The sequence below is a fragment of the Chromatiales bacterium genome, assembly GCA_014762505.1.
Taxonomy (GTDB): Bacteria; Pseudomonadota; Gammaproteobacteria; order SpSt-1174; family SpSt-1174; genus SpSt-1174.
On sequence record JABURS010000042.1, the window covers coordinates 115,888 to 138,433 of the forward strand.

Consider the following 22,546-nt stretch of genomic DNA (forward strand, 5'->3'; position numbering starts at 1 on the left):
GGTCTTATCTGCAGCGGGAAGTTACAGTATCATTGAACGTTCATGACCGCACACATCTTCACTGACGGAACCGCTCCTTTGGACATCAAACTTTCGTCGCGCGTTCAACGCGTCAAGCCCTCCCCCACCCTCGCCGTCACCGCGTTGGCCGCCCAGCTGCGCGCCGAGGGCCGCGACATCATCGGCCTGGGCGCCGGGGAGCCCGATTTCGACACCCCGGAGCACATCAAGCAGGCCGCCATCGAGGCGATCCGCGCCGGCCAGACCAAGTACACGGCCGTGGACGGGACCCCCGCGCTGAAGGACGCGATCATACGCAAGTTCCAGCGCGACAACGGGCTGGCCTATGCCCCGGACCAGATCCTGGTGTCCTGCGGCGGCAAGCAGAGCTTCTTCAACCTGGCCATGGCCCTGCTCGACCCGGGTGACGAGGTGATCATCCCCGCGCCCTACTGGGTCTCCTACCCGGACATGGTGCTGCTGGCCGACGGCAAACCGGTGATCCTGCAGGCCGGCCAGGACCAGGGCTTCAAGCTCACCCCCGAGCAGCTGGAGGCGGCCATCACGCCGAAGACCCGCCTGCTGGTGCTCAACAGCCCCTCCAACCCCACCGGGGTGGCCTACAGCCGCGAGGAATTCGTCGCGCTGGGCGAGGTGCTGCGCCGCCATCCGGACATCCTCATCGCCACCGACGACATGTACGAGCACATCCTGTTCGGCGGCGAGGCCTTCGTGAACATCGTCATGGCCTGCCCGGACCTGTACGAGCGCACCATCGTGCTCAACGGCGTATCCAAGGCCTATTCGATGACCGGCTGGCGCATCGGCTATGCCGGCGGCCCGAAGGCACTCATCGGCGCGATGAAGAAGATCCAGTCGCAGAGCACCTCCAACCCGACCTCGATCTCGCAGGCCGCCTCGGTGGCCGCGCTCGACGGTGACCAGGCCTGCGTGGGCGAGATGCTGACGGCCTTCGAACAGCGCCACCGCTTCGTGGTGGACAGCCTCAACGCCATCGACGGCATCGAGTGCCTGCCCTCGGACGGCACCTTCTACTCCTTCCCCAACGTGGAAGGCGTGATCGCGCGCATGGACGGCATCAGCAACGACACCGAACTCGCCCAGCTGCTGCTGGAAAAGGTCGGCGTCGCACTGGTGCCGGGCTCCGCCTTCGGCACCGAGGGCCATCTGCGCCTGTCGTTCGCCACCAGCATGGAAAACCTGGAAAAGGCGCTGGCGCGCATCGCCCAGGCCGTCGCCGGCTGAACCGGAATCGGAGTTGACCGCCCCCCCCAAAATCATTAGGATAGCGGCCTTTCTTCCCCGGTAGCTCAGTCGGTAGAGCGGGTGACTGTTAATCACTAGGTCGGCGGTTCGAGCCCGTCCCGGGGAGCCATTTACGTTGAAGGCCCCGACAGCGATGTCGGGGCCTTTTTCGTTTCTGACAGGCGATCTTTGCCACAGAGGCTACAGAGGTGGAGGGACTCATCAGCAGCTTGCTCGTGAAACCGGCCTCTCAATCCTCCCCTCCCCGCGTATGTTTTCTCTGTGTCCTCTGTGGCAGCATTCGCCTAATTCGCATTCTTTGGCGACTCGGCAGCCGTCGCGGCTGCGGGCCTGTTTCTCAGTCAGCCAGGGCGGCGGCGTGCAGCGCGAGGTGTTCGCCGATGAAGCTGGCGATGAAGTGGTAGCTGTGGTCGTAGTCGGGCTGCATGCGCAGATCGAGCGCGACGCCGGCCCGGGCGCAGGCGGCCTCGAGATCCTGCGGGTACAGCTGTTCGGCCAGGAACTCGTCGGCAGTCCCCTGATCGATGCGGATGGGCGGGGCCCCGGGGGCCAGCCGCGCACCGGCCTCCACCAGGCAGGTGGCGTCGTAGGCCTCCCACTGGCGGCGGTCATCGCCCAGGTAGGCACCGAAGCAGCCCTCGCCCCAGGGGCTGACCACCGGATGCGCGATCGGCGCGAAGGCCGACACGGAGCGGTAGCGCGACGGATTGCGCAGCGCGACCACCAGCGCCCCGTGCCCGCCCATGGAGTGGCCGCAGACGGATCGCCGGTCGGTCATCAGGGGCAGCTCCCGCTCGATCAGTGCCGGCAGCTCTTCGACCACGTAGTCGTACATCCGGTAATGGCCCGCCCAGGGGGCCTGGGTGGCGTTGACGTAGAAGCCGGCGCCCTGGCCCAGGTCGTAGCGCTCGGGCACGTCGGGTACCCCGGCACCGCGCGGACTGGTATCCGGGAACACCAGCGCGATGCCGAGTTCGGCGGCATAGCGCTGCGCCCCGGCCTTGGTGCGCGCATTGTCGTCGGTGCAGGTGAGGCCCGACAGCCAGTACACGGCAGGCACCGGCCCCGCCTCTGCCGCCGGTGGCAGGTAGACCGAGAAGGTCATCGGGCAGGCGCAGGCGCTGGAGTCGTGGCGGTAGCGGTTGAGCCAGCCGCCGGACTCGCGTATCGATTCGATCAATTCCATGCCGGCCCCCATCAGAACAGGATCACGGAACGAATGCTCTTGCCTTCGTGCATCAGGTCGAAGGCCGTGTTGATCTCTTCCAGCGGCATGGTATGCGTGACGAAGCGGTCCAGCTCGATGCGGCCGTTCATGTAGCTCTCCACGTAGCCCGGCAGCTCGGTACGCCCCTTCACGCCACCGAAGGCGCTGCCCTTCCAGGTGCGGCCGGTCACCAGCTGGAACGGACGGGTGCAGATCTCCTGCCCGGCGCCGGCGACGCCGATGATGGTGGACACCCCCCAGCCCATGTGGGCGCACTCCAGTGCATCGCGCATCACCTGGGTGTTGCCGATGCACTCGAAGGAATAGTCCACCCCGCCGTTGGTCATCTCCTTGATCGCCTCGACCACGTTGCCATCGATGTCACGCGGGTTGATGCAGTCGGTGGCCCCAAGCGAGCGGGCGAACTCGAACTTGTCGGGGTTGATGTCCACCCCGATGATGCGCCCGGCCTTTGCCATAACGGCGCCCTGGATCACCGACAGGCCGATGCCACCCAGGCCAAACACCGCCACGGTGGACCCCGGCGTGACCTTGGCCGTGTTCAACACCGCACCGATGCCGGTGGTGACGCCGCAGCCGAGCAGGCAGACCTTGTCCAGCGGGGCCTTCGGGTCGATCTTCGCCAGCGCGATCTCGGGCACCACCGTGTACTCGGAAAAGGTCGAGCAGCCCATGTAGTGGTAGATCGGCTTGCCCCCCACCGAGAAGCGGCGGGTGCGATCCGGCATGTAGCCGGTCCACACCGTTTCCGCGATGGACTGGCAGAGATTGGTCTTGTCGGAATGGCAATACTCGCAGACGCCGCATTCCGGGATGTACAGCGGAATCACGTGATCGCCCGGCTTGAGCCCCATCACGCCCCTGCCGCATTCGACCACCTCGCAGCCACCCTCGTGGCCGAGGATGCAGGGAAAGGCGCCTTCCGGATCTTCGCCGGACAGGGTGAAGGCATCGGTGTGGCAAACGCCCGAGGCGTGCACCTTGAGGAGCACCTCGCCCTCCTTCGGCCCCTCGACGTCGACCTCTTCGATGACCAGCGGCTTTTTCGGCTCCCAGGCCACGGCGGCACGTGCTTTCATTATGGTTCACTCCTCGGGGTTGTCTGTAGGGCCGGGGTGCCGGTGCAGCATTCACATCCCGTGTAAAAAACATGCAGTCAAGCATAGCCGGTTTCGACTGCCGGGGCCCGCACATGGCACCCGGCAAGTCCGGCGGCATTGCTGTCCCGTGATGCCTCGTCTACGCCCAGTGCGCCGCCTTCGCCCTGTGCAGCTTGGCATAGCCTTCGAGCAGGCGGCGATGACGCTCGAAGCCCGCAAGACCCAGCCCGGGGCTGTGCAGGCCGTCGAAGCGGGCGTCTCCTGCAACGAGCGCCCGGGCCCGCGCCATCATGGGTTCGCCATGAATCAGGTTCAGACCGCGGGCGTAGCGGTCGGCCTCGCGCTCCGGATCGAGCTCGAGATTCAGCAGGGCCTCGATGGCACGATAGAGGGCCGCTCGCTCCGCGGGCAGCTGGCCCAGCTGGATGCACCACTCCACCCACTCCAGGGCCTCCTCCTGCTCACCCAGGGCCAGGGCCAGCATGGCCTTGAGTTCACCGATGCGCAGGCTGGCCCAGGCCGTGCCCTGGTCCGGCGCCACGCCGATGAATTCGGCCACGCCCTGGAAATCGCTGTAGCCACCGGCCTCCAGCGTCTCCAGCAGGTCGCGCCAGGCCCCGGCGTCGAGATCCTGCAGCGAGAGGATGTTCTCGCGCAGACGCGCGCCCTCGTTGTTGTTGTTCCACACCAGTTCGTCCACCGGGTAGATCTCGGACATGCCGGGTACCAGGATGCGGCAGGCATACACGCCCAGGTGTTCGTAATCCATGATGTACACGTCGCGGCCCAGCTCATGCACGATGTTGCACAGGTATTCGAACTCGCGGCCGGTGGAATCGTCGTGGTCCCAGTCGACGAAGGTGTGATCCGGCACATCGCCGAAGAAGTCGTAGGACACCAGCCCGCTGGAATCGATGAAGTGGGTCTCCAGGTTGTGATGGTCCGCCACCGCGGCGTTGTCGAAGGTGGGCGGCTGGAATACGTCGAGCTGGTCCAGCCCCCTGCCCTGCAGCAGTTCGGTGAGCGAGCGCTCCAGCGCCACCTCGAAGGCCGGGTGGGCACCGAAGGAGGCGAACACCCCGCCATCGGCCGGGGTCACCAGGGTCACGTTCATCACCGGGAAACGACCGCCCAGCGAGGCATCGCAGACGCGCAGACGGAAACCGTGACCCGTGAGCTCGTCGATGGCGGCACGGATACGCGGATAGCGGTCGATCACGGCATCCGGCACCTCGGGCAGGCAGATGCCCTCGGCAAGGATGTGGTTCTTCACGTAGCGCTCGAAGACCTCGGACAGCCCCTGCACGCGGGCCTCGTGCTGCGTGTTACCGGCGGACATGCCGTTGCTCACGTAGAGGTTGCCGATCAGGCTCACGGGAAACCACAGCGTCTCGCCGTCGCGCTGGCGCATGTAGGGCAACGCGCAGATGCCGCGCTCGAAATGGCCCGAGTTGGTGTCGTAGAGGTGGAAGGCACGCAGCTCGCCATCCGGGTCGTAGTGATCCCAGAGCCCGGCATCCAGCAGACCCTCGGGCACCTCATCGCCGTTCACCGGAAACCAGCGCTCGTTCGGATAGTGCACGAAGTCGTGCTGCGCGAAACTCTCGCCCAGGTAGAAGTCGGCAAAGAAGTAATTGCAGCTCAGACGCTCGAAGTATTCGCCCAGCGCACTGGCCAGGCAGGCCTTGGCCGAGGCCCCCTTGCCGTTGGTGAACATGAGACCACAGTCGCGGTCGCGGATATGCACCGAATAGACGTTGGCCACCGGGTTGAGCCAGGAGGCCTCTTCCACGTGGATGTCCAGGGCCTCGAGCTTCTTCGTCATGGACGCGATGCTGCTCTCGAGGTCCCGGTCCTTGCCCTTGATATAGGTATGTTCGCTCATGTCACTCGTCTGCAAATGAAAAGGCGGCACAGGCCACTGTACCGCCGGATACACGGAAGACTGGAGGCCATCAACCGATGTGCAGGGACTTCAGATAGGCGCGGAAGTCATCCGCCAGTTCGGGATGCGAAAGTGCATACTCGACATTGGCCTCGAGATAGCCGAGCTTGCTGCCACAGTCGTAGCGCTGCCCCTCGAACTGGCAGGCCATCACCTGCTCGTGTCCCAGCAGGCCGACGATGGCATCGGTCAGCTGGATCTCGTTGCCCGCGCCACGCCCCACCTGCGCGATCTCCCGGAAGATGCCCGGGGTGAGGATATAGCGGCCCACCGCGGAGATATTGGACGGCGCCTCCTCGGGACGGGGCTTTTCCACCATGCCCTCGACCTCCCAGAGCCGCTCGGCCACCGCCTTCGGCTTGATGACCCCGTATTTATGGGTCTCCTCGCGCGGCACCTCCTCGACGCCGAGCACCGAGGCACCGGTCTGTTCATACACCGCCATCATCTGCTGCAGCACGTTGGGGCTGCCATCGCCAGTCCTGATCAGGTCGTCGGCAAGGATGACCGCAAAGGGTTCGTCACCCACCACCGGCTCGGCACAGCCCACCGCATGCCCCAGCCCCAGCGCCTCGGTCTGGCGGATGTACACGCAGGTGACGTGCTCGGGCACGATGTTGCGCACCACCCGGAGCATCTCGGTCTTGCCGCGCGCCTCCAGTTCCGCCTCCAGCTCGTAGGCCTTGTCGAAGTGGTCCGGGATGGAGCGCTTGTTGCGCCCGGTGATGAAGATCAGGTGCTCGATACCCGCGGCCACGGCCTCCTCGGCCGCATACTGGATCAGCGGCTTGTCCACCACGGGCAGCATTTCCTTGGGGTTGGCCTTGGTCGCCGGCAGGAAGCGCGTCCCCATGCCGGCCACCGGGAAGACGGCCTTGCGTATCCGCTGTGTCATGCGTTCTCCAGTCCAACCAAAAAGGGGCGGCCACGGGCCGCCCCTCAAGTCTACAGTCGTAGCGTCTGGCCCCTTAGCGGGCGTCCTCGATGAGGATGTTATCGAGGTTTTGTTGCACCGTCTTTTCACCAATGCCCTTGACGGCGGTGAGCTCGTAGGGCGAGGTGAAGGGACCGTGCTGCTCCCGATGCGCCACGATGGCGGCGGCCTTCTGCGGCCCGATACCCTTCAGCTCGGCGGTGAGGGTATCGGCATCGGCCGTGTTGATGTTCACCGGGCCTGCAAGGGCGAAGACCGGCAGCAGCAACAGGGACAGTACGAACGACCTGATCAGGTGTTTCATGGTTATAGCCTCCATATCCTATGGTCCTTGGCTTGTCGATTGGCGCCTTGCGGCGCCGTCTTCCATGTCACTCGTCCGTGACATCACCCGCGTAGCGGGCCTGTTGATCCTAGCACCCTGCCCCTTCAGGTCAAGCCATCCAGCTCCCGGTTGATGCCATCGAGTACCGCCTGGGGCTCCCCGGCACGGGTGATGGGGCGGCCGATCACCAGGTGGCTGGCCCCGGCACGCACGGCCGCGGCCGGCGTCATGACACGCTTCTGGTCACCCACCTCGGCACTGGCCGGACGTATGCCCGGGGTGACCCTGAGGAAGGCATCGCCGTAACGGTCGCGCATGGCCGCCGCCTCCTGGGCGGAGCACACCACACCGTCCAGCCCCGCCGACTGCGTCAGCCCGGCGAGAAACAGGGCCTGCTCCGCCGGGCTGCGGTCGATACCCAGACCGGCGAGGTCCTCACGATCCATGGACGTGAGCACGGTCACGGCGATCAGGTAAGGCCGCCGCTCGGCCCCCGCGATGGCCTCGCGTGCAGCCTGCATCATCGCCAGGCCACCGGAGGCATGAACGTTCATCATCCACACGCCCAGTCCCGCGGCCACCCGGCAGACCGAGGCCACGGTATTGGGTATGTCGTGAAATTTCAGATCGAGAAAGACGTCGAAGCCGCGCTGCACGAGCGTCTCGACCAGGGTGGGACCCGCCGCCACGTAGAGTTCGAAGCCGACCTTGAGACGGCAGGAAGCGGGATCGACCTTGTCGACAAAGGCCAGGGCCTCACCGGCGCTGGCAAAATCGAGCGCGACGATTACCTTGGATGACATGTGTTAGGGCCTTTCGATTGAAGAGGGGATCGTTGATGAACGAGATCCGGGCATGGCATCACTGTGCCACCCCGGCAATCGCCAGCGACGGTTTATTCCGTATCCTTGCCCGGGATCTTGCGCAGCTCGACGATTTCCTGCTCGCTGCTGGCAAGCTGCTTGCGCAACTTGCGCAGCTCGACACGCAACTGCAACGTCATGCCGATGCTGCCGAATACCCCCAGCAACGCCCCGACGATCAGGCTCAGGAAGATCAGCACCGACACCGGGATCGCTGCCTGGTAGAAATACACATCGATGGCGACGGTCTCGGTATTGAGTACCGTGAAAGCCATGACCACCAGCACCACCAGGACAAGCAGGAGAAAGGTCACCAGTCGCTTCATGCAACAGATCTGCCCATGTTTTGATATCAGGAGATGAACAAAGAAAAGGCGTGAATAATCACGCCTCTCGAATTTCCGTGCCGATCGAATCGTTCACGCGCTCGCGTAATTCCTTGCCGGGTTTGAAATGCGGGACATATTTCCCCGGCAGCGCGACCGAATCGCCGGTCTTGGGATTCCGGCCCATGCGGGGCGGCCGGAAGTGTAGCGAAAAACTGCCAAAGCCCCGAATCTCGATACGCTCGCCACCAGCCAGCGCGTGGCTCATCTGTTCCAGCAGCGTCTTGACGGACAATTCCACATCCTTGTAGGCAAGATGACTCTGCTTGCGTGCAATGATGTCAATCAGATCCGACTTGGTCATGATGCAACTGCCTCGGGCTCGCGAGTTCGAAGAATCGAATGCTTATCGGTGTTACCAGACAGAAAGGGGCCGGGATGACCCGGCCCCTTCGGCCAAAGACTTACTTGTCTTCGCCGTCGCCCATCTGCTGCTTCAGGATGTCGCCCAGCGAGGTGGTCGCGGAGGAACCACTGGCGCTGTAATCCTGCATGACCTCGGCTTCCTCGGCCATGTCCTTCGCCTTGATGGACAGGCTGATGGCGCGGGTCTTGCGGTCGACACCGATGAACTTGGCTTCCACTTCGTCGCCGACGTTCAGGACGGAGCGGGCGTCTTCCACGCGATCGCGGGACAGCTCGGAGGCACGCAGCACGCCCTCGATGCCGTCGCCCAGGTCGATGATGGCACCCTTGGCGTCGACTTCGCTGACCTTGCCGGTGACGATGCTGCCCTTGGCATGTTCGGCCACCCAGTTGGAGAAGGGATCCTTTTCCAGCTGCTTGATACCCAGCGAGATGCGCTCACGCTCGGGATCGACCGACAGCACCACCGCCTCGATTTCCTCGCCCTTCTTGAAGTTGCGGATGGCGTCTTCGCCAGCCACGCTCCAGGAGATGTCGGAGAGGTGGATCAGGCCGTCGATGCCGCCGTCCAGGCCGACGAAGATACCGAAATCGGTGATCGACTTGATGACACCGGAGACCTTGTCGTTCTTGTTGTGGGTAGCGGCGAACTCTTCCCACGGATTGGTGCGGACCTGCTTCATGCCCAGGGAGATGCGACGACGTTCCTCGTCGATGTCCAGGATCATGACTTCCACTTCGTCGCCGACCTGGACGATCTTGCCCGGGCTGACGTTCTTGTTGGTCCAGTCCATCTCGGACACGTGCACCAGGCCTTCCACGCCTTCTTCGATTTCCACGAAGCAGCCGTAGTCGGTGATGTTGGTGACCTTGCCGAACAGGCGGGTGCCTTCCGGGTAGCGGCGGGTGATATCGACCCACGGGTCTTCGCCCAGCTGCTTCAGGCCCAGGGAGACGCGGTTGCGCTCGCGGTCGAACTTGAGGACCTTGACCTCGATCTCGTCACCGATGTTGACCACTTCGGAGGGATGCTTGACGCGCTTCCAGGCCATGTCGGTGATGTGCAGCAGGCCGTCGATGCCGCCCAGGTCGAGGAACGCACCGTAATCGGTGAGGTTCTTGACGATACCCGTGACGACCATGCCTTCCTGCAGGTTCTTGAGCAGTTCTTCGCGCTCGGCGCTGTATTCCTTCTCCACCACGGCGCGGCGGGAGACCACCACGTTGTTGCGGCGCGGATCCAGCTTGATGAGCTTGAATTCGAGTTCCTTGCCTTCCAGGTAGGCGGTATCGCGTACCGGACGCACATCGACCAGCGAACCCGGCAGGAATGCACGGATGTCCTGCAGGTCGACGGTGAAACCACCCTTGACCTTGCCGCTGATCATGCCGCTGACGGTCTCGTCGGCCTCGAAGGCGCGCTCGAGTTCAGCCCAGGCCTTGGCACGCTTGGCCTTCTCGCGGGACAGGCGGGTCTCGCCGAAACCGTCCTCGACGGTATCCAGGGCGACCTCGACCACGTCACCGGGCTTGACGTCAACTTCGCCCTGCTCGTTGCGGAACTGCTCGGCGGGAATGACGCCTTCCGATTTCAGACCGGCGCTGACGATGACGAATTCCGAGGTGACATCGATCACGGTACCGGTGACGATGGCGCCCGGGCGCATCTCGGTGTGGGCCAGGCTTTCTTCGAAAAGCTGCGCGAAACTTTCACTCATGATTAGGTTAAACCTGCAATTAAAGAAGACTCGACAGCCGGCGCCTATCCCGCGCAGACCGGGTTTTCAACACACGATCCCTGACGTCCTGTCCGGATCAACGAATGATTTGTCTCTCCCGCGCCAACGTGAGCACACGGTCCATGACCGCTTCGATGGTCAGGCCCGTGGTGTCGACCTCGATGGCATCATCGGCGGGCCGCAGAGGCGCCACCGATCGATTCGCATCGCGCTCGTCGCGCTCGGCGATTTCGCGAAAAAGGGCGTGAAGATTAGCACTAACCCCTTGTTCTTTCAACTGGTTATAGCGCCTCTCGGCCCGTTCTTCCAGGCTCGCGGTGAGGAAGATCTTGAGGGGGGCATCGGGGAAGACCACGGTGCCCATGTCCCGCCCGTCGGCCACCAGGCCCGGGGCCTGCGCATAGGCCCGCTGGCGTGCCAGCAGGGCCTCGCGCACGGCCGGCAGCGCGGCCACCTGCGAGGCCATGTTGCCCACCGCCTCGGTGCGCAGGCGGCTGCCCACGGGTTCGCCCGCGTAGCGGATCTCGGGCTCGCCGCTGCCGTTGAGGGTGAATTCGGCGGGCAGCTCGCGCGCCAGGGCGGCCAGGGCCGGCTCGTCGCCGGCGGCGATGTCGTTCTCGAGGGCGCCGAAGGCCACCAGGCGATAGAGCGCCCCGGAGTCGAGGAAGTGCCAGCCCAGGCGCTCGGCGATCAGCCGGCTGATGGTGCCCTTGCCGGAGCCGCCCGGCCCGTCCAGCGTGATGACCGGCACGCTCATGCCGCCTCCACCTGGATGCCCAGCCCCACCCGCGCCGCCAGCTCGGCAAAGCCCGGGAAGGAGGTGTTCACGGTCGCGCAGTCGTGGACGGTGATGCCACCCGAGGCCCGCAGGGCCGCCATGGCAAAGGACATGGCGATGCGGTGGTCGTGGTGGCACTGGATCTCGCCGCCGGTGAGCCGGCCGCCCTGGATGACGATGCCGTCGGCGGTGGGCCGGGCGTCGATGCCGCAGGCGACCAGCCCGTCGGCCATCACCTGGATGCGGTCGCTCTCCTTCACGCGCAGCTCCTCGGCCCCGGTAAGCACGGTCTCCCCTTCCGCGCAGGCCGCAGCCACGAACAGGGCGGGGAATTCGTCGATGGCCAGCGGGACCAGTTCCTCGGGGATGCGGATGCCGCGCAAGGGCGCGCTGCGCACCGTGAGGTCGGCCACCGGCTCGCCACCCACCTCGCGCTCGTTGCTGACGCGGATGTCCGCCCCCATCAGGCGCAGGATGTCGATCACGCCGGTGCGCGTGGGGTTCATGCCCACGTGTTCCAGGGTCAGCTCGGAGCCCTCGGCGATGGAGGCGCCGACCAGGAAGAAGGCCGCCGAGGAGATGTCGGCCGGCACGTCGATGCGCGCCGCGCGCAGCCGCCCGCCGCCGGTCAGGCACACGCGGTTGCCCTCGCGGCGCACCGCGTAGCTGAAGCCGCTGAGCATGCGCTCGGTGTGATCGCGGGTGGGCGCGGGCTCGGTGACGCAGGTCTCGCCCTGGGCGTAGAGCCCGGCCAGCAGCACGCAGGATTTGACCTGGGCGCTGGCCACCGGCATGCGGTAGTCGATGCCCGCGAGCTGCCGGCCGCCGCGCACGCGCAGCGGCGGCGTGCCGCCCTCCTCCGTGGCCACGCTGGCGCCCATCTCGGTGAGCGGGTCGGTGACGCGGCGCATGGGCCGGCGCGACAGGGAGACATCGCCGGTCATGGTCACGTCGAAGGCCTGGCCGGCCATGAGTCCGGCCATCAGGCGCATGGAGGTGCCGGAGTTGCCCATGTAGAGCTCGCCGACGGGTGGTTTGAGACCGTGCAGGCCGACGCCGTGGATGGTCACGTTGCCGTCCATCGGGCCTTCGATCTGCACGCCCATGCTGCGGAAGGCGTTGAGGGTGGCGAGGCAGTCCTCGCCCTGCAGGAAGCCGCTCACCTCGGTGACGCCCTCGGCCAGCGAGCCCAGCATGATGGACCGGTGGGAGATGGACTTGTCGCCCGGCACGCGGATACGCCCCTTGAGACGGCCACCGCCCTGCAGCTTGAATCGAATCTCGTTGCTCATGGTTGAATCGGGTTTCCTGTAGCAGCGTCTGTCACGGCAGACGGTTATCCGCAGAATCGGTCCCGTGCCGCCTTGGCGCGGGTGAAGATCTCGAGCAGGGCCTCGCCGTCGGCCGCCTCGATGGCGTCCTCGATCAGGCGCAGGTCTTCCTTGTAACGGGCCATCATGTCCAGCAGGGCCGAGCGGTTGGCGAGGCAGATGTCGCGCCACATCACCGGATCGCTGGAGGCGATGCGGGTGAAGTCGCGAAAGCCGCCGGCGGCATAGCGGAAGATCTCGTCGTTGTCGCGCATGCGCGCGAGGCTGTCCACCAGGCCGAAGGCCAGCATGTGCGGCAGGTGGCTGGTGGCGGCCAGCACCTCGTCGTGATGGGCCACCGACATGGATTCGACCACGGCACCGGCCGTCTCCCACATGGCGCGCACGCGGGCCACCGCCTGCTCGCCACTCGTGGCCAGCGGGGTGAGAATCACCCGCCGCCCCTGGTACAGCGTGGCGAAGGCCGCCTCCACCCCGCTCTGCTCGGTGCCGGCGATGGGATGCCCCGGCACGAAGCCGGCCGGCAGCTCACCCCAGGCGGCCTGGGCGTCCAGCACCACGCTGGCCTTGGCGCTGCCCACGTCGGTGACGACCGCCTCCGGCGACAGCCCGGGGCGCATCGCCGCGAACACGGCGCGCATGGCCCCCAGCGGCACGGCCACCAGCACCATGTCCGCCCCCGTCACGGCCTCTGCCGGGTCGTGCGTGTAGCGGTCGATCACACCCAGCGCCACCGCACGGTCGAGGTTGGCCTGGTTGCGTCCGCAGCCCACTACCTCGCGGCAGGCGCCGCCCTGGCGCAGGGCCAGTGCCAGCGACCCGCCGATAAGACCGACGCCAATGATGGCCAGGCGTTCGATCATGCGCCGCGCACCTTCGCCAGGGCCGCCAGCACGCGTTCGTTCTGCTTGCTCGTGCCCACGGTGACACGCAGGTGGTTCGGCAGGCCATAGTTGCCCACGGGGCGCACGATCACGCCCTCGCGCAGCAGGGCCTGGTAGACACCGCCGGCGTCCGCCCCGACGTCGATGCAGAGGAAGTTGCCGACGGAGGGGATATAGCCCCAGCCGCGCGCCTCGCAGCCGGCCACCAGCTGGGCCAGGCCCTCGCGGTTGACCCGCACGCTCTCGGCCACGTGTTCGCGGTCGCCGAGCGCAGCCACGGCCGCGGCCTGGGCGATGAGGCTGGTGTTGAAGGGTTGGCGCACGCGGTTGAGCACGTCGGCCACCTGCGGGCTGGAGACCGCGTAGCCGATGCGCAGGCCGGCCAGGCCATAGATCTTGGAGAAGGTACGCGTGACGATCAGGTTCGGGTAGCGCCCGACCCAGGCCATGCCGTCCGGGTAGGCGGCCTCCTCCACGTATTCGAAGTAGGCCTCGTCCAGCACCACGATCACCGATTCCGGCACGAGGTCGAGAAACGCCTCCAGCGCGTCGCGGGTCAGCCAGGTGCCCGTGGGGTTGTTCGGGTTGGCGATGAAGATCACGCGCGTCTCCGCGTTGATCAGGTCCGCGATGGCGTCCAGATCGTGACCGTGCGGCATGGCGTGGTCGGCCGGATTGGCGCGGGCCACGCGGGCGGTGGCGCCCACCGCCTGGGTGACGATGGGATACACGGCAAAGGCGTGTTCGGAGAAGATGGCCTCGCGCCCGGGTGCCAGCCAGGCCCGCGCCACCAGCTCCAGAATCTCGTTGGAGCCGTTGCCCAGGGTGATCTGCGCCGGGCCCGCCCCGGTGTGCGTCGCCAGGGCCGCCTTGAGCGCAAAGCCGTTGCCGTCCGGGTAGAAGGAGATGCCCTCGATCACGCCGCGCGCGGCGTCCATGGCCCGCAGGCTCGGGCCCAGCGGGTTCTCGTTGGAGGCGAGCTTCACCGAGCCGGTGATGCCCAGCTCGCGCTCCAGCTCCTCGATGGGCTTGCCCGGCTGGTACGGGGTCAGCTGTCTCACGCCCGGCAGGGCCAGTTCGATGTAGTCACAGGTCACGTTATCGATACCTCGAAAGCCCGACCGCCGCCCGGAGGCGGCGGTCGGTGGAAAATCCTGCATGCCGCCGCCTAGAGCACCGCGTGCGGGTAGGAACCCAGCACCTTCACCAGATCGGCCTCCCCGCGCAGTGCGGCCAGCGCCTCCCTGAGCTTCGGCTCGCTGGCGTGGCCCTCCACATCCAGGAAGAAGACGTACTCCCAGTTCACGCAGTGCGAGGGGCGCGACTCGATGCGCGTCATGCTCACGCCGGCGCGGGCCAGGGGCTCCAACAGGCGGTACAGCGAGCCCGGACGGTTGCGCATGGAGACCAGCAGCGAGGTCTTGTCGCGCCCGCTGGGCGCCACCGACTGGCGGCCGATGACTAGAAAGCGCGTGGTGTTGTCCGGGTGATCCTCGATGTTGCGCTGCAGGATCGCCAGGCCATAGGGCTCGGCCGCGGTCTCGCCGGCGATGGCCGCGGCACCGCTCTCCCTGCTCGCCCGGCGCGCGGCCTCGGCGTTGCTGTTCACCGCAATCCGCTCGGCCTGCGGCAGGTGCGCATCCAGCCACTCGCGGCACTGCGCCAGCGACTGCGCATGCGAGTACACACGCTCGACCTGCTCGATCTGGACATCCTGCCCGAGCAGGTGCTGATGGATACGCAGCTCGACCTCGCCGCAGATCTTCAGCGGCGATTCCATGAACATGTCCAGGGTGTGGTTGACCACGCCCTCAGTGGAATTCTCGATCGGCACCACGCCGTACTGGCAGCCGCCGGACTCCACCTCGCGGAAGACCTCGTCGATCGCGCCCAGCGGCGTGGTGCTCACGGAATGGCCGAAATGCTTGTAGGCCGCCGCCTGGGTGAAGGTCCCCTCGGGGCCCAGATAGGCGATATTGAGCGGCTGCTCCAGGGCCAGGCAGGCGGACATGACCTCGCGAAACAGCCGCGCCATCTCCTCGCCCGACAGCGGCCCCGGGTTGTCGTCGCGCACCTTGCGCAGGATCTGCGCCTCACGCTCGGGGCGGTAGAACTCCACATCCACACCCGGCTCGGCCTCGCGCTTCACGCGCGCCACGTCCTGGGCACAGCGCGCGCGCTCGCTGATGAGCGTGAGCAGCTCGGCATCGATGGCATCGATGCGTTCGCGTATCGGCTTGAGCGGATCCTGATCGGTCATGCGTTCTTCTTAGATTACTCGGACGTTCATTACACCGTCGATGCGACGTATGGTCTCCACCACCTCGTCATCGATCCCGCTTTCCACGTCGACCAGGGTATAGGCCAGCTCACCCTTCGACTCGTTGAGCATGTGGACGATGTTCAGCCCACCGCGCCCGAGGTCGTGCGAGATCTGTCCCACCATGTCGGGCCGGTTGGCGTTCACCACCGCCAGGCGCGCCGCACCCTGTCGCGGCAACACCACCTGCGGGAAATTCACCGCGTTGACGATGTTGCCGTTCTCCAGGTAGTCGCGCAGCTGTTCGGCCACCATCACCGCGCAGTTGTCCTCCGCCTCTGCGGTGGAGGCGCCCAGGTGCGGCAGGGCAATCACGCCCGGACGTCCCTGCAGGTGGCTGGCGGGAAAGTCGCAGACATAGGCATGCACCCGGCCCGCCTCGATCGCCTCCAGCACGGCCGCCTCGTCCACGATACCGGGCCGCGCGAAGTTGAGGATCACCACCCCCTCGCGCATGTCACGCAGGCGTTCGCGGCTGATCATGTGCCGGGTGGCCTCGACCAGCGGCACGTGAAAGGTGACGAAATCGGCGCGCGTGAGCACCTCCGCCACCGTGGTGGCCTGCTCCACGTCGGAGGACAGCTGCCAGGCGCGTTCCACCGTGATGCGCGGATCATAGCCGATCACGCGCATGCCCAGCGCACGTGCGGCATTGGCCACCTGCACGCCGATGGCCCCCAGGCCGATGACGCCGAGCACGCGCCCCGGCAGCTCGAAGCCGGCGAACTGCTTCTTGCCCGCCTCCACCTCGCGATGAATCGCCTCGTCGCTGCCGGCCAGCTGTCGCGCATAGTCCCAGGCCGGGCAGAGGTTGCGCGCGGCGATCAGCATGCCGGCGATCACCAGTTCCTTCACCGCGTTGGCGTTCGCTCCCGGGGCGTTGAACACCGGGATGCCCAGGGCGCTCAGGCGCTCCACCGGGATGTTGTTCACGCCGGCGCCCGCCCGGCCCACGGCCTTGAGGCCCGGCGGGATATCCATGGCGTGCATGTCGAAGGAACGCAGCAGGATGGCGTCGGGGTTGGTGAAGTCCGAGGCCACCTCGTAGCGCTCGCGCGGCAGGCGCTCGAGCCCCTTCACCGAGATGTTGTTGAGCGTGCGTACCTTGAACATGGCCTGCCCCCGCCCGGCCCGCTGCCGTCAGCCGCAGCGCTGCTCGAAGTCGGCCATGAACTCGACCAGCCGATCGACGCCCGCCTCCGGCATGGCGTTGTAGATGCTCGCGCGCATGCCGCCCACCGAGCGATGGCCCTTGAGGGTGAGCAGACCGATCTCCCGGGCCTCGCTCAGGAACTGCGCATCCAGTGAGGGATCTGCCAGCGTGAAGGGCACGTTCATCCAGGAGCGCGAGGCCGGCTCGACCGGGTTGGCGTAGAACGGTGAATTGTCGATGGCCGCATACAGCTTGTCCGCCTTGCGGCGGTTGATCTCGGCCATGGCCGGCAGGCCGCCCTGCTCGCGGATCCACTCGAACACCAGCCCCGCCAGGTACCAGGCGTAGGTCGGCGGCGTGTTGTACATGGAGTCGTTCTCGGCGTGCACGGCGTAATCGAACATGGTCGGCGTGCCGGGCAGGGTCTCGCCGATCAGGTCCTCGCGCACGATCACCAGCGTGAGCCCGGCCGGACCGACATTCTTCTGCGCACCGGCGTAGATCAGGCCGAACTTCGACACATCGATGGGCCGGGAGAGGATGGTCGAGGACATGTCGGCCACCAGCGGCACGTCACCGGTCTCGGGGATCCACGAGAACTCCACGCCGCCGATGGTCTCGTTGGGCGTGTAGTGCAGGTAGGCCGCCTCGGGGTTCGTCTGCCAGGTCGCGAAGGCCGGCACGCTGTTGAAACCGTCCGCCTCGCTGCTCGCCACCACGTTCACCTCGCCGTAGCGTTTTGCCTCGGCGATGGCCTTCTTCGACCAGGCCCCGGTATTGACGTAGTCGGCACCCTTCTTCCCGCGCAGCAGGTTCATCGGCACCATGGCGAACTGGGCGCTGGCCCCGCCCTGCAGGAACAGCACCTTGTAATTGGCGGGAATACCCATGATCTCGCGCAGGGTGGCCTCGGCCTGCTCGGCGATGGACATGTATTCCTTGCCGCGATGGCTCATCTCCATCACGGACATGCCGCTGCCCTGCCAGTCCAGCATCTCGTCGCGTGCGCGCTGAAGCACGGCTTCCGGCAGCATGGCCGGCCCGGCACTGAAGTTATAGGGTCGTGACATCGTGTGTCTCGTCAATCCGTCCAGTTGGGAAATCAGTCTTCGTCGCCGCGCCCGGCATCGGCAGACGCGTCGTCATCGTTGTCGGTCTCCGGCGCATCGACGTCCTCGTCCGACTCGTCCTCGTCGTCCTCGCCCTGCAGGCGCTCGATGCGTTCGACCTCGACCAGCTGCTCGTCCTCGCCCAGGCGGATGAGCATCACGCCCTGGGTGTTGCGGCCCATGCGGGAGACACCGGCCACGGCGGTGCGCACCAGCACGCCGCCGTTGGTGATGAGCATGATCTCGTCTTCCTCGCCGACCAGGGTGGCGCCCACCAGCTGACCGTTGCGCTCGGTGGTGGCGATGGCCTTCACGCCCTGCCCGCCACGGCCCTGCTGCGGGAATTCGCTGACCGGGGTGCGCTTGCCGTAGCCGTTCTCGGTGCCGACCAGCACGTCCCAGTCGCCGGAGACGATGATGAGCGAGCGCACGCGCTCGTCCTTGCCGATGCGGCTGCCGCGCACGCCGCAGGCGGTGCGGCCCATCGGGCGCACGTCCTGCTCGTTGAAGCGGATGGCCTTGCCGCCGCTGGAGAACAGCATCACGTCGCGCTCGCCCTCCGTGATCGCCACGCCGATGAGCTGGTCGCCGTCGCGCAGGTCCACGGCGATGCTGCCGCTGGAGCGCGGGCGCGAGAAGTCCACCAGCGGGGTCTTCTTCACCACGCCGCTGGCCGTCGCCATGAAGACGTACTCGCCCTCGGTGAACTCGCGGATCGGCAGCACGGCGTTGATGCGCTCGTCCGGCTCCAGCGGCAGCAGGTTGTTGATCGGCTTGCCGCGCGCGGTGCGGCTGGCCTGCGGCAGCTGGTAGACCTTGAGCCAGTAGACCCGGCCGCGGCTGGAGAAGCAGAGAATGGTGTCGTGGGTGTTGGCCACGAACAGCTTGTCGATGAAGTCCTCTTCCTTCATGGCCGTGGCCGCCTTGCCGCGCCCGCCGCGCTTCTGCGAGCGGTAGTCGGTGAGCGGCTGGGCCTTGGCGTAACCCGCATGCGACAGGGTCACCACCACGTCCTCTTCGGAGATGAGGTCTTCCAGCGAGAGGTCTTCGTAGCTCTGCACGATCTCGGTACGGCGCGTATCGCCGTACTGGTCGCGGATCTCGATGAGCTCGTCGCGGATCACTTCCATGAGGCGGTTCGGGTCGGCGAGGATGGCGAGCAGGCCCTTGATCTTCTCCAGCAGCTCGGCGTATTCGCTGACGATCTTGTCCTGCTCCAGCCCGGTGAGGCGGTGCAGGCGCATGTCCAGGATGGCCTGGGCCTGGGCCTCGGAGAGGTGGTAGCCGTCGTCCAGCAGGCCGAAGCCGGGCGCCAGGTCCTCGGGACGCGAGTCCTCGGCGCGTTCCAGCATGGCCGTGACCATGCCCGGCGCCCAGGCGCGCGCCACCAGCGCGGCCTTGGCCTCGGCCGGGTTCGGCGACCGCTTGATGAGCTCGATGACCTCGTCGATGTTGGCCAGCGCCACGGCCAGGCCTTCCAGCACGTGGGCGCGTTCTCGCGCCTTGCGCAGGTCGTAGATGGTGCGCCGCGTCACCACCTCGCGGCGGTGGCGGATGAAGGCCTCGAGGATCTGCTTCAGGTCGAGCAGCCGGGGCTGCCCGTCGACCAGCGCCACCATGTTGATGCCGAACACATTCTGCATCTGGGTGTGCTGGTAGAGGTTGTTCAGGATGACTTCGGAGACCTCGCCGCGCTTGAGCTCGATGACCATGCGCATGCCGTCCTTGTCGGACTCGTCGCGCAGCTCCGAGATGCCCTCGAGCTTCTTCTCCTTCACCAGCTCGGCGATCTTCTCCAGCAGGCGGGCCTTGTTGACCTGGTAGGGCAGCTCGGTGACGACGATGCTCTCGCGGCCGGTCTTCTCGTCGGTCTCGACGTGGGCGCGGGCACGCAGGTAGATGCGGCCGCGGCCGGTGCGGTAGGCCTCGTGGATGCCCCGCGCGCCGTTGATGATCCCGGCGGTGGGCATGTCGGGGCCCGGCAGGTGCTCCATCAGCCCCGCGATGTCGATGGTGGGGTCGTCGATCAGCGCCACGCAGGCGTTGACCACCTCGGTGAGGTTGTGCGGCGGGATGTTGGTGGCCATGCCCACCGCGATCCCGGCCGAGCCGTTGACCAGCAGGTGGGGCACGCGGGCCGGCAGCACCGCCGGCTCGTGCTCGGAGCCGTCGTAGTTGGCGACGAAGTCGACCGTCTCCTTGTCGATGTCGGCCAGCAGCTCGTGGGCGATCTTCGCCATGCGCACTTCGGTGTAACGCATGGCCGCCGGGGAGTCGCCGTCCACCGAGCCGAAGTTGCCCTGCCCGTCGACCAGCATGTAGCGCATGGAGAAGGGCTGGGCCATGCGCACGATGGTGTCGTAGACGGCGGTGTCGCCGTGCGGGTGGTACTTACCGATGACGTCACCGACCACGCGCGCGGACTTCTTGTACGGCTTGTTCCAGTCGTTGCCGAGCTGGCTCATGGCGTAGAGCACGCGCCGGTGCACCGGCTTGAGCCCGTCGCGCACATCGGGGAGCGCCCGCCCGATGATTACGCTCATGGCGTAATCCAGGTAGGACTGGCGCATTTCGTCTTCGAGATTTACGGAGAGGACTTCTTTGGCGAATTCGGCCATCGTTGGGGATCAGCTCGATTGGCTTATTTGATTATGAAGCGGAAATCCTACCATACGCCGCCCACTACGTCATTGGATGAAAAACGCCTCAGATCGACGCTCAGGGCGTCTGAGCGCGGACGAACCGCGAAATAACCCCCGACCGGGCGCCGGCCGGATCAGCGCAGACCCATCAGCCGGGCCATCTTCTCCGCGTCCGGGCGCTCCACCACACCGCGCTCGGTGACGATGGCGTCCACCAGCCCGGCGGGGGTGACGTCGAAGGCCGGGTTCCAGGCCCCCGCCCCCTCGGCCGCCACCCGCTGGCCGGCCAGCGACAGCACCTCGTCCTCGGCACGCTGCTCGATGGGGATGTCGGCCCCCGTGGGGGTACCCATGTCCACGGTGCTGGTCGGCGCCACCACCATGAACTTCACGCCGTGGTGACGGGCATTCACCGCCAGGCTGTAGGTGCCGATCTTGTTGGCCACATCGCCATTCGCAGCGATGCGGTCCGAGCCCACGATCACCCAGGAGACCCGGCCCTCGCGCAGCAGGCTGGCCGCCGCCCCCTCGCAGATGAGCTTGACCGGGATGCCGTCCTCCACCAGCTCCCAGGCGGTGAGGCGCGAGCCCTGCAACCACGGGCGGGTCTCGTCGGCATAGACCTGGCCGATGCCGCCGCGGGCCACGGCACTGCGAATCACACCCAGTGCCGTGCCGTAACCGCCGGTGGCGAGCGAGCCGGTGTTGCAGTGGGTGATGAGATCACCGCCCGCGATCAGTGCCGCCCCCAGTTCGCCCATACGGTAATTGGCCGCGATGTCCTCCTCGTGGATACGCTGCGCCTCGGCCAGCAGGGCCGGTTCCGGGTCAGCGCCTTCTTCCAGCACGTCGATGACGGTCTTCATGCGGTCCAGCGCCCAGAAGAGGTTCACCGCCGTGGGCCGCGAGGCCGCCAGGGCCTCGATGTCGGCGGCGATGGCCTCGCGCCAGCCGGCGCCGGCCTCGGCAAAGCGGCGGCGGGCACCGAGCACCACGCCATAGGCGGCCGCGATGCCGATGGCCGGTGCACCGCGCACCACCATGTCGCGAATGGCCTGGGCGATCTCGTCCACGTCCTCATAGGCGTTGAACTGGGAGCGCGCCGGCAGCAGGCGCTGGTCCAGCAGTTCCAGGTGGTTGTCATGCCAGCGCACGGCGCGTACGGTATCGAGACGGGTTTCGGCAGTCATGGCGGTCTTCAGGGGCAGGAGATGTCAGTTCCCCCAGTATCGCAAAGCCGCGAGCTGCTTGCACGTGCAGACGGTTCCCTGCAACCAACAACAGATCACAGAGGAACGGCCATGTTCGGCACCGATCTGAATATCGATTTCAACGCCCTGCTAGAGCAGTACCTCATCCCCTGGGGCATCAAGCTCGCCCTCGCCCTGGCCATCCTGCTCATCGGCCTGTGGGTCGTGCGCATCGTGGTGAAGATGGCGCGACGGGTGATGAGCCGTGCCGGTGCCGACCCCATGCTGAGCAGCTTCCTCGGCTCCATACTGAAGGGCCTGCTGCTCATCGCCGTGGTCATCGCCGCCCTGGACCAGGTCGGCGTGCAGACCACCTCGCTGATCGCCGTGCTCGGTGCCGCCGGCCTGGCCGTCGGCCTCGCCCTGCAGGGCTCGCTGTCGAACTTCGCCGCCGGCATCATGCTCGTCGTCTTCAAGCCCTTCAAGGTGGGCGACTTCATCGAGGCGGCCGGCACCGCCGGCATCGTCGAGGAGATCCGCATCTTCAACTCGGTGGTGTACTCGCCCGACAACCGCGAGATCACCATTCCCAACGGGCAGATCTACAACGGCGTGATCGTCAACGTCACCGCCCGTCCGCAGCGACGCATCGACCTCGTGGTCGGCATCAGCTACGACGACGACATCCGCAAGGCCCGCGAGATCGTGGAGACCATCCTCCGCAGCGACGAGCGCGTACTGCAGGACCCGGAGCCCACGGTCGGGGTGATGGACCTGGCCGACAGCAGCATCAACCTCTATGTGCGCCCCTGGGTGAACAGCGCCGACTTCTGGACGGTCCGCGGCGACCTGCTGGAGCGCATCAAGACCGAATTCGACGCCGCCGGCATCACCATCCCCTTCCCGCAGAGCGAGATCACGGTGCGCCAGACCGGCTGATCGCCGCCCGCCCCCGTCGACCGCCGC

At 66.5% G+C, this 22,546-nt stretch carries 20 protein-coding genes and 1 tRNA gene; 3 read left to right on the plus strand and 18 right to left on the minus strand.

The genetic code is table 11. From position 1 onward, the window contains the following. Window positions 1-84 precede the first annotated feature (84 nt). Both HUJ28_10940 and HUJ28_10945 read left to right on the plus strand, forming a co-directional pair. Window positions 85-1,266, plus strand: a complete 1,182-nt coding sequence (locus HUJ28_10940) for a pyridoxal phosphate-dependent aminotransferase (GenBank protein ID MBD3619979.1) — start codon at window positions 85-87, stop codon at window positions 1,264-1,266. Window positions 1,267-1,320: 54 nt separating this feature from the next. Then, a tRNA-Asn gene (locus tag HUJ28_10945) sits at window positions 1,321-1,396 on the plus strand. A gap of 228 nt (window positions 1,397-1,624) precedes the next feature. Here HUJ28_10945 and fghA read toward each other — a convergent pair. The 18 genes from fghA to mtnA all read right to left on the minus strand — a co-directional run bounded on the left by fghA (window position 1,625) and on the right by mtnA (window position 21,580). Then, complete coding sequence (gene fghA, locus HUJ28_10950) at window positions 1,625-2,473, minus strand: S-formylglutathione hydrolase (GenBank protein MBD3619980.1); 849 nt, start codon at window positions 2,471-2,473, stop codon at window positions 1,625-1,627. An 11-nt stretch (window positions 2,474-2,484) separates the two neighbouring features. Beyond that, window positions 2,485-3,594 carry an S-(hydroxymethyl)glutathione dehydrogenase/class III alcohol dehydrogenase gene (locus tag HUJ28_10955; GenBank protein ID MBD3619981.1) on the minus strand — a complete coding sequence of 370 codons (1,110 nt, stop codon included), beginning with the start codon at window positions 3,592-3,594 and terminating at the stop codon, window positions 2,485-2,487. A gap of 160 nt (window positions 3,595-3,754) precedes the next feature. Then, complete coding sequence (locus HUJ28_10960) at window positions 3,755-5,500, minus strand: YcaO-like family protein (GenBank protein ID MBD3619982.1); 1,746 nt, start codon at window positions 5,498-5,500, stop codon at window positions 3,755-3,757. Between the two features lie 70 nt (window positions 5,501-5,570). Continuing rightward, entirely contained in the window at window positions 5,571-6,455 is an 885-nt protein-coding gene (gene galU / locus HUJ28_10965; GenBank protein MBD3619983.1) for a UTP--glucose-1-phosphate uridylyltransferase GalU, read from the minus strand. Between the two features lie 73 nt (window positions 6,456-6,528). After that, entirely contained in the window at window positions 6,529-6,798 is a 270-nt protein-coding gene (locus tag HUJ28_10970) for a helix-hairpin-helix domain-containing protein (protein ID MBD3619984.1), read from the minus strand. A 125-nt stretch (window positions 6,799-6,923) separates the two neighbouring features. Next, window positions 6,924-7,622, minus strand: a complete 699-nt coding sequence (gene pyrF / locus HUJ28_10975; protein MBD3619985.1) for an orotidine-5'-phosphate decarboxylase — start codon at window positions 7,620-7,622, stop codon at window positions 6,924-6,926. 92 nt (window positions 7,623-7,714) lie between these two features. Continuing rightward, complete coding sequence (locus HUJ28_10980; protein MBD3619986.1) at window positions 7,715-8,008, minus strand: LapA family protein; 294 nt, start codon at window positions 8,006-8,008, stop codon at window positions 7,715-7,717. A gap of 58 nt (window positions 8,009-8,066) precedes the next feature. Continuing rightward, complete coding sequence (locus HUJ28_10985; GenBank protein ID MBD3619987.1) at window positions 8,067-8,372, minus strand: integration host factor subunit beta; 306 nt, start codon at window positions 8,370-8,372, stop codon at window positions 8,067-8,069. A gap of 100 nt (window positions 8,373-8,472) precedes the next feature. Continuing rightward, window positions 8,473-10,152 (minus strand): 30S ribosomal protein S1, encoded by a 1,680-nt coding sequence (rpsA, locus tag HUJ28_10990; GenBank protein ID MBD3619988.1) that lies wholly within the window; start codon window positions 10,150-10,152, stop codon window positions 8,473-8,475. A gap of 97 nt (window positions 10,153-10,249) precedes the next feature. Then, window positions 10,250-10,930: a (d)CMP kinase gene (gene cmk, locus HUJ28_10995; GenBank protein ID MBD3619989.1), complete on the minus strand. Its 681-nt coding sequence runs from the start codon at window positions 10,928-10,930 to the stop codon at window positions 10,250-10,252. Then, the gene (gene aroA / locus HUJ28_11000) at window positions 10,927-12,243 is read right to left on the minus strand and encodes a 3-phosphoshikimate 1-carboxyvinyltransferase (protein MBD3619990.1); all 1,317 of its coding nucleotides are present in this window, start codon (window positions 12,241-12,243) and stop codon (window positions 10,927-10,929) included. The genes cmk and aroA overlap by 4 nt, the downstream gene beginning before the upstream one ends. Window positions 12,244-12,287: 44 nt before the next feature. Then, window positions 12,288-13,145 carry a prephenate dehydrogenase/arogenate dehydrogenase family protein gene (locus HUJ28_11005; GenBank protein MBD3619991.1) on the minus strand — a complete coding sequence of 286 codons (858 nt, stop codon included), beginning with the start codon at window positions 13,143-13,145 and terminating at the stop codon, window positions 12,288-12,290. Further along, window positions 13,142-14,326 (minus strand): histidinol-phosphate transaminase, encoded by a 1,185-nt coding sequence (locus HUJ28_11010; protein ID MBD3619992.1) that lies wholly within the window; start codon window positions 14,324-14,326, stop codon window positions 13,142-13,144. The genes HUJ28_11005 and HUJ28_11010 overlap by 4 nt, the downstream gene beginning before the upstream one ends. An 8-nt stretch (window positions 14,327-14,334) precedes the next feature. Further along, window positions 14,335-15,426 carry a prephenate dehydratase gene (pheA, locus tag HUJ28_11015; GenBank protein ID MBD3619993.1) on the minus strand — a complete coding sequence of 364 codons (1,092 nt, stop codon included), beginning with the start codon at window positions 15,424-15,426 and terminating at the stop codon, window positions 14,335-14,337. Between the two features lie 9 nt (window positions 15,427-15,435). Continuing rightward, entirely contained in the window at window positions 15,436-16,599 is a 1,164-nt protein-coding gene (locus tag HUJ28_11020; GenBank protein MBD3619994.1) for a phosphoglycerate dehydrogenase, read from the minus strand. A 27-nt stretch (window positions 16,600-16,626) separates the two neighbouring features. Next, window positions 16,627-17,709 carry a 3-phosphoserine/phosphohydroxythreonine transaminase gene (gene serC, locus HUJ28_11025; protein ID MBD3619995.1) on the minus strand — a complete coding sequence of 361 codons (1,083 nt, stop codon included), beginning with the start codon at window positions 17,707-17,709 and terminating at the stop codon, window positions 16,627-16,629. Between the two features lie 32 nt (window positions 17,710-17,741). After that, complete coding sequence (gene gyrA, locus HUJ28_11030) at window positions 17,742-20,366, minus strand: DNA gyrase subunit A (GenBank protein MBD3619996.1); 2,625 nt, start codon at window positions 20,364-20,366, stop codon at window positions 17,742-17,744. Window positions 20,367-20,524: 158 nt separating this feature from the next. Next, the gene (mtnA, locus tag HUJ28_11035) at window positions 20,525-21,580 is read right to left on the minus strand and encodes an S-methyl-5-thioribose-1-phosphate isomerase (GenBank protein ID MBD3619997.1); all 1,056 of its coding nucleotides are present in this window, start codon (window positions 21,578-21,580) and stop codon (window positions 20,525-20,527) included. A 111-nt stretch (window positions 21,581-21,691) separates the two neighbouring features. Between mtnA and HUJ28_11040 the strand changes: the two genes are divergently transcribed. Then, a complete protein-coding gene (locus tag HUJ28_11040; GenBank protein MBD3619998.1) occupies window positions 21,692-22,519 on the plus strand; it encodes a mechanosensitive ion channel in 828 nt (275 codons plus the stop codon). Window positions 22,520-22,546: the final 27 nt, after the last annotated feature.